The 7,412-nt window shown below is 40.7% G+C and carries 8 protein-coding genes; 7 read left to right on the top strand and 1 reads right to left on the bottom strand.

The features are described 5' to 3' along the window. The 6 genes from K6G87_RS09695 to K6G87_RS09670 all read left to right on the top strand — a co-directional run. Window positions 1-381 (top strand): glycosyl hydrolase family 18 protein (locus K6G87_RS09695; protein ID WP_296836443.1); only part of this gene is annotated, 381 nt, incomplete at its 5' end. Window positions 382-406: 25 nt separating this feature from the next. Then, window positions 407-1,465 carry an L-threonylcarbamoyladenylate synthase gene (locus K6G87_RS09690; RefSeq protein WP_296836442.1) on the top strand — a complete coding sequence of 353 codons (1,059 nt, stop codon included), beginning with the start codon at window positions 407-409 and terminating at the stop codon, window positions 1,463-1,465. A gap of 121 nt (window positions 1,466-1,586) precedes the next feature. After that, a complete protein-coding gene (rpiB, locus tag K6G87_RS09685) occupies window positions 1,587-2,024 on the top strand; it encodes a ribose 5-phosphate isomerase B (protein WP_296836440.1) in 438 nt (145 codons plus the stop codon). Window positions 2,025-2,271: 247 nt separating this feature from the next. Further along, a complete protein-coding gene (gene upp / locus K6G87_RS09680; RefSeq protein WP_296836438.1) occupies window positions 2,272-2,901 on the top strand; it encodes a uracil phosphoribosyltransferase in 630 nt (209 codons plus the stop codon). A gap of 17 nt (window positions 2,902-2,918) precedes the next feature. Beyond that, a complete protein-coding gene (locus K6G87_RS09675; RefSeq protein ID WP_296836437.1) occupies window positions 2,919-3,401 on the top strand; it encodes a deoxycytidylate deaminase in 483 nt (160 codons plus the stop codon). Between the two features lie 123 nt (window positions 3,402-3,524). After that, on the top strand, window positions 3,525-4,622 hold the full coding sequence (locus K6G87_RS09670) for a cell wall hydrolase (protein WP_296836434.1): 1,098 nt from the start codon (window positions 3,525-3,527) through the stop codon (window positions 4,620-4,622). 17 nt (window positions 4,623-4,639) lie between these two features. On the opposite strand, the gene K6G87_RS09665 is transcribed toward K6G87_RS09670, so the two are convergent. Further along, window positions 4,640-5,149: a DUF402 domain-containing protein gene (locus K6G87_RS09665; protein WP_296836431.1), complete on the bottom strand. Its 510-nt coding sequence runs from the start codon at window positions 5,147-5,149 to the stop codon at window positions 4,640-4,642. Between the two features lie 215 nt (window positions 5,150-5,364). Between K6G87_RS09665 and K6G87_RS09660 the strand changes: the two genes are divergently transcribed. Further along, window positions 5,365-7,412 (top strand): hypothetical protein (locus K6G87_RS09660; RefSeq protein WP_296836429.1); only part of this gene is annotated, 2,048 nt, incomplete at its 3' end.

The following is a 7,412-nucleotide window of genomic DNA, read 5'->3' as shown; positions in this document are numbered from 1 at the left end:
TATGTTGAGAGCGGAATCAAGAATACTCTTGAAGATGTGCCCGCAGATAAGCTTATAAACGGTATTCCTTTCTATACAAGAATATGGTTCACCTCGACTGATGGAACTGTTACAAGCCAGGCAGGCGGCATGGAATGGGCTAATAATTATATAGATCAAAATGGCATTGAGATGACCTGGGACCAGGATACCTGCCAGTATTACGGCACTTATACACAGTCTGATGGAACCAAGGTTGAGATATGGCTTGAAGATGCAGAATCTATCCAGACCAAGCTCAATGTAATGGATGTAAACGGATGTGCCGGAGTTGCCGAATGGCAGCTTGGCTATGAGACAAGCGATATATGGCCTGTATTAGAGGCATATGTTAATAAATGATTATAAGTAGTACGAGGAAGTAAAAGTGGAAACACAGGTAGTAGTAATTGATGAAAACAATATTGATGAAAAGGCGCAGGAAGCTTTGAAAAAAGCAGGACAGATACTCCTTTCAGGAGGCCTTGTTGCTTTTCCCACAGAAACAGTATATGGACTTGGCGGAGATGGAAGAAATCCTGACTCATCCAAAAAGATCTATGCTGCAAAGGGAAGACCGTCAGATAACCCTCTTATAGTGCATATATGGCAGGTTGAGGATCTGTACAAGGTAGCATCAAACGTTCCTGAAGCTGCAATTAAGCTGGCTAATGCTTTCTGGCCGGGACCACTTACTATGATCCTTAATAAGTCAGATCTTATTCCGCTTGAGACAACAGGAGGCCTTGAAACAGTAGCAGTCCGTATGCCAAGTAATAAGATCGCAGCAGCCATGATAAGAGAAGGCGGCGGATTTATAGCAGCGCCAAGCGCCAATACATCTGGAAGACCGTCACCTACTATGGCAAAGTACTGCATAGAAGACCTTGATGGCAAGGTTGAGATGATAATAGACGGAGGCCAGGTTGGAATAGGACTTGAATCTACAATTGTAGATCTTACTGTAGATGTGCCTATGATACTTCGCCCAGGTTATATAACCTATGAGATGCTTAAAGAGGTTCTTCCTGAAGTAAGTATCGATAAGACAATAATTGATTCCAAGTCCAAATTAAAGCCCAAGGCGCCTGGAATGAAATATCGTCATTATGCGCCCAAAGGTGAACTTACAATAGTGGAAGGTTCACAGGAACATGTGATAGAATATATTAATGAGCGTGCAGGTAAGTTGCGTGAAGAGGGCCACAGAGTAGGCGTTATTGCAACTGATGCGACAGCTCCACTTTATAAAGCTGATGTTATCAAAAGCGTAGGGTCGAGGGAAGATGCAAGGAGCGCTGCACATGAGCTTTTCAAAGTTCTTCGTGAGTTTGACGACGAAGATATTGATGTCATGTTTTCAGAATCCTTTGATACAAATGGTATAGGTCAGGCTATAATGAACAGGCTGTTAAAAGCGGCCGGTCAGCATGTAGAGCGTGTGTAATTGGAGATAATTCGGTTCATTAAGACTTTTACAATGTTGTCTTAGTTTATTGAATATCTATATATAACTATAGTTAAGCATATTTATGCTGCGTTGTTTTAACAGGAAGGAAGTATTAGTAATGATAGCACTTGGAAGTGACCACGGCGGTTATGATCTTAAAGTTGCAGTAATGGAGCACCTTAAGGAAAGAGGAATTGAGTACAAGGATTTTGGTACCTATGACAAGAATTCCTGCGATTATCCTGATTTTGGTAAGGCAGCAGCTGAGGCTGTAGCTTCCGGAGAATGCGAAAAGGGCATCGTTATCTGCACAACAGGAATTGGAATTTCTATGGTAGCTAACAAAGTTAAAGGCATAAGATGTGCACTTTGCTCTGAAGTATCAACAGCAAGACTTACAAGAGAGCACAATGATGCTAATGTCCTTGCAATGGGCGGCGGGTTTGTAGGCCCTGTACTTGGATGCGAGATCGTAGATACATTCCTTGATACAGAGTTCTCAGGACTTGAAAAGCATAGCCGCAGAATCAGTAAAATGATGGATATGGAAGCCTGATCGTAATATAAGATCATGACCAGATGATTTGGGTAAGAGTAATGATCAAAGTCACAACCAGATGATTTGGGTAATAGTGATGATCAAAGTTATGACCGGATGATTTTGGTAATGATGATAGTATGAGCTATTATTATTGATCAAGGTTTAAAAATAAGCACATATTAATGGGGATAAGGGTAATATGAGGCTTTGTTCAAAGCTTTTTTCCTTATACCTGTACTAACTTATATATAAGGAGAAGAAAATGTCTAAAATAGTAGTAATGGATCACCCACTTATCAAACACAAGATTGGTCTGATCAGAAGAAAAACAACAGGTACAAATGAGTTCAGAAGAATCATAGGTGAGATAGCAGAACTTATCTGCTATGAAGCAACAAGAGACTTGGAGCTTCAGGATGTTGAGATTGAAACTCCCATTACTAAGACAGTAGTTCAGGAACTTAAAGGTAGAAAGCTTTGCGTAGTACCGATCCTTCGTGCAGGTCTTGGCATGGTTGATGGTATGCTTGAGCTTATACCGGCAGCTAAGGTTGGTCATATAGGTCTTTATCGTGACCCTGAGACACTTAAGCCTGTAGAGTATTACTGCAAGCTTCCTGCTGATGTTACAGAAAGAGAGATCTTCGTAGTAGATCCTATGCTTGCAACAGGCGGATCTTCAGCAGCAGCTATTCAGATGCTCAAGGACAAGGGATGCAAGCACATTCACTTCATGTGCATCATTGCAGCTCCTGAAGGAATCAAGGCTGTTCAGGAAGCACATCCTGATATAGATATCTTTATCGGAACTGTTGATGAGAAGCTCAACGAGAACGGATATATCGTACCCGGACTTGGTGATGCAGGAGATAGAATTTTCGGAACAAAATAATTATTTTGGGGAGTACTATGAAAAGAGAAGATTATATTACCTGGGATGAATACTTTATGGGAGTTGCAAAGCTTGCCGGTTTAAGATCCAAGGATCCTAATACACAGGTAGGTTCATGCATCGTAAGTGAAGACAATAAGATTTTATCCATGGGTTATAACGGTTTCCCAAAAGGATGCTCTGACGAAGAATTTCCATGGGAGAGAGACGGCGAGGATGAACTTGCTACAAAGTATCCTTTCGTAACTCATTCAGAGCTTAATGCGATACTTAATTATCGCGGTGGCTCGCTTGAAGGTGCAAAGATATATGTATCTCTTTTTCCATGTAATGAATGTGCCAAGGCAATCATTCAGGCAGGCATCAGAACTGTCATTTATGACAGTGATAAGTATGAGAACACTGCGTCTACAAGAGCGTCCAAGAAGATGTTCAACGCTGCAGGCGTAAGATATTATCAGTATCAGAGTACAGGTCGTAATATACATATTTCACTTTAAACGGGAATATCTATGGCAAAAAATGTGGGGAGCAAAAGTCCACAGCTACGGTTTAAAAGAGCAATTCGAGTCATGGCACTATGTGTCGTGACTTCGATTTGTATACGCTTTGCTGCGGTAAATGTGCCATATAAAGCGTATGCAACTTCTGAGACCAGAAAAGCTTTGGATGATGCAAAAGAAGAGCGCGAAAATCTGCAAAATGAGCTTGATGAGAAAAATGAGGACATAAGCGACCTTAAGTCAGAGCAAAGTGACCTTAAGTCGGAGCTTTCAGACCTTAATTCTCAGCTGACTGATGTCAGTGACAATCTTGCTCAGATTGAATCGGATATGGATGCCAAGGAAGCAGAAATAGAAGAGACCAAGGCCCAGCTTGAGGCAGCAATGCAGACAGAAGCTGATCAGTATGCTGCAATGAAAAAGCGTGTCCAGTTCATCTACGAATCACAGGATTTCGTGCTTATAGAAATATTATTGGAATCAAAGAGTTTTGGGGACTTTTTGAACAACAGTGAGTATATAGCCCGTCTTTCGGAATATGACAGGCAGCAGCTTATAGCATATCAGACTACGGTAGCTCAGATCGAAGAAGCCAAGGCGCTTCTGGAATCAGAGCAGGCAGAGCTTGAAGAATATCAGGCTGCCCAGCAGGAAGAGCAGAACAGGGTATCAGGACTTGTAGCTTCTACAAGTAGTGCTGTAAGTAATTATTCAGATCAGATCGATGCGGCGGAGCAGGAGGCGGAAGCCAAGGAAGCAGAAATCGCTGCTAAAGATGATGATATAGAAGAACTCCAGAAGAAGCTTGAAGAAGAGATAAGGCTTTCAAGGCTTGCTGCTGCTTCATCCTGGAGAGATATATCAGAAGTATCATTTGCAGAAGGTGACAGATATCTTCTTGCAAATCTTATATACTGCGAGGCAGGTGGCGAATCCTATGCAGGACAGCTTGCTGTAGGCGCAGTTGTAATTAATAGAGTATTATCAAGCGTATATCCGGACACAGTTGTCGGAGTAATATATCAAAGCAAACAGTTTTCACCTGTTGCAAGTGGACGACTTGAGCTTGCCCTGTCACAGGACAAGGCAACAGCTTCCTGCTATCAGGCAGCAGATGAAGCCATGAGCGGAGTTACCAATGTAGGAACCTGTGTATATTTCAGGACACCTATACCGGGACTTGAAGGCATACAGATAGGCGGACATATCTTCTATTAAGACAGGGATACAGCAATTTAATGGGTGTCTGCTGTGACATTTTTCCACTTGGCTATCTGTAGTTCAAGAGGCATGTAAAGCTCCGGGAGTCTTCCTTCGTATATGACTTTTAGAAGGCTGTCCAGATTTTCAAGGCACTCGTGCATCTGGCCGGCTGTTATAAGATTTTGATCAAGCGCAGTTGCAAGCTCGTCAAGATCGACGACCTTGAAATGATAGTCTGGATAGATTATGACATCAGCCAGAAGATCTACGACCATAACTGAGTTATCTTCAGGACCCTTCTGGTATGAGACAATGTCAAAATACCACATGCTGAAAGTACCATCAGCCCTGTAGAACTTACTCATTTTAATGCCGCGTTCTAGGAAATAACAGGAATACCCGTAAGAAAGATAATCTTTTTGGCGAAAAGCGCGCCACGACGTCATGATCATGCTTGAATCATGATAGAGAATGACGTCATCCTTTAATTTAATACACTCATCTGGTATTATCCGCTTACGGTACAGAATTGGATTGTCCATATTCCACCTCACGGTTTTCCACATATGCTAAACTATAGGTTATTAAAATTAGCTTACATTGTAACCGATAATAAGTCAAATAGTAAGTTAAATTATATATATCTATACAATTAGCATACATGCAGGACTGTGCAGAGCAAATTTTACAGGATCCGCATAAAAAGCGGATTTTGTGATTTATAATTCAAAATTTGAATTTAAGTGGTTAACATATTATGAAAAAAACGATAATAAAGATCATATATATAATTATAGTTTTCATCACAAGCCTTATCCTGATAAGCCGCTTTACCAATCACCAAAGCAGCGACATGACTTATCAGATGTCTTCGGCTACCCTTCCAACCGTATCTCTTTTAGAAAATAACACAAAGCTGTGCACACTTTACGGCTATACATCTGAAATGGATGTAAGGTACATACACGGGACAGTAATTCCAACAGGGCAGGAGAGAGAGATCTCTGCAGTTATGGACCTATATGGAAAGGAAGCATCAAATTACAGATTTGAAGTAAGAACCCTTGATGGAAGCAGCCTTGTTGAGAGTACGCAGATTACAGATACTTCTGAGAATTCATCTGATGATAGCGTAACACTTAATTTCCAGATCAAAGACCTTATTGATGAAAATACAGAATATGCCCTTGTAATAATGGCTGATGTTAATGATCAGACCATCAGATATATTTCAAGGATTGTATGGACAGGCGATGAAGAGCGCTACTATTTTGATGAGAAGATTGATTTTGTAAAATATTTTTCTGAAACAACTTTTGACAAAGAAAAAGCATCTGAAGAATTAAAGACCTATCTTGAATCCAATTCATCAGGTGATAATACATCCTACGCAAAGGTCAATATCAACTCAAGCTTAAGTCAGGTAACCTGGGGAGATCTTGAAATAAAGTCTCACACAGAGCCTGAAGTTATGACTGTAGATCTCCATGAGCAGACAGGAAGTTTTCTCCTTAAATATCAGGTAGTTGTAGGCGGCGACGAAGAATTCACCTGCAACGTGGAAGAGTATTTCAGAGTCCGCTATACATCTGACAGAATATATCTGTTAAATTATGAGCGCACCATGAACAGTATATTTGAGCCGGATAAATCACTATTTGACTCTAATGCAGTTGATCTCAAGATATCAGATACTGATGAGATTGAATTTACAGAAAACGAAGGCGGATCCGCTTTTGCCTTTGTAAGTCAGGACAGACTCTTTTCCTATAATGTTACAAGCAATAAGCTTGCCTACATCTTTGGATTTTATGATGAAAAAAATAATGACTCGAGATGCACACTTCAGAACAGTTCAATTCAGATCCTGAATATAGATGAAGCAGGTAACGTGGAATTCTCTGTTGCAGGATACATGAACAGAGGAGATCATGAGGGTAAAGTAGGAATAGCGGTATATTTCTACAATGCATCAACCAATACGGTTGAAGAGCAGGTCTTCATACCAAGCAATCAGTCAGAAGATATCATAATGGCTTATGCTGACAAGATTGCAACACTTGGTAACAGCAGCCAGTTCTATGTAATGCTTGGAAGTGACCTTCTTGCTGTAGACCTTGAAGGTAGAACCTATGAGGCTGTCATTGAGAACATGCTTGGCTGCACATATGAAATGCCTGAATCAAGAGAGATGATAGCCTGGCAGGACAATACTACAACTAAAGGACTTAAGTCCATAAATATCATGAACTTTGCAACTCAGGCAGTTACTACTGTAGAGCCTGATGATGGCGAATATATAATACTTCTTGGATATATGGACGACGACCTTGTATATGGCCTTGTCAAAGAAGAAGACATCCACAATGACCAGATGGGCAATCCTGTATATGCAATGTATTCAATAAGAATACAGGATAAGGAAGGACGACTTCTTGAAAATTACACATCAGATGGCAATTACACGATAAGTACCCAGATCAAGGATAATCAGATAATACTTACAAGAGTTAAGTGGGATGAATCAACAGGCTTTTATGTAGAGACGATCCAGGACCAGATCATGAGTACACTTGAAGTAGAGGAAGGCTCCAATATTCTTGAGTACGTAAATACAGATGCTTACAAGCTTATGGCGCAGATAAGCCTTAAGAATTCAATAACTGCTTCGTCTCTTAAAGTACTGACACCGTCTCTTACATTATATGAAGGCAGCAGAGAAGTAGCAGTAGAGACAAGTACTGAGGAAGAAGGAATATTCTTTGTATATTACAAGGACAATGTTATGGATATCACAGTCGACTC

Source organism: Butyrivibrio sp., from assembly GCF_024699075.1.
Note: the sequence above shows the minus strand (reverse complement) of the source record. Positions and strands in the feature narration are given on the sequence as shown.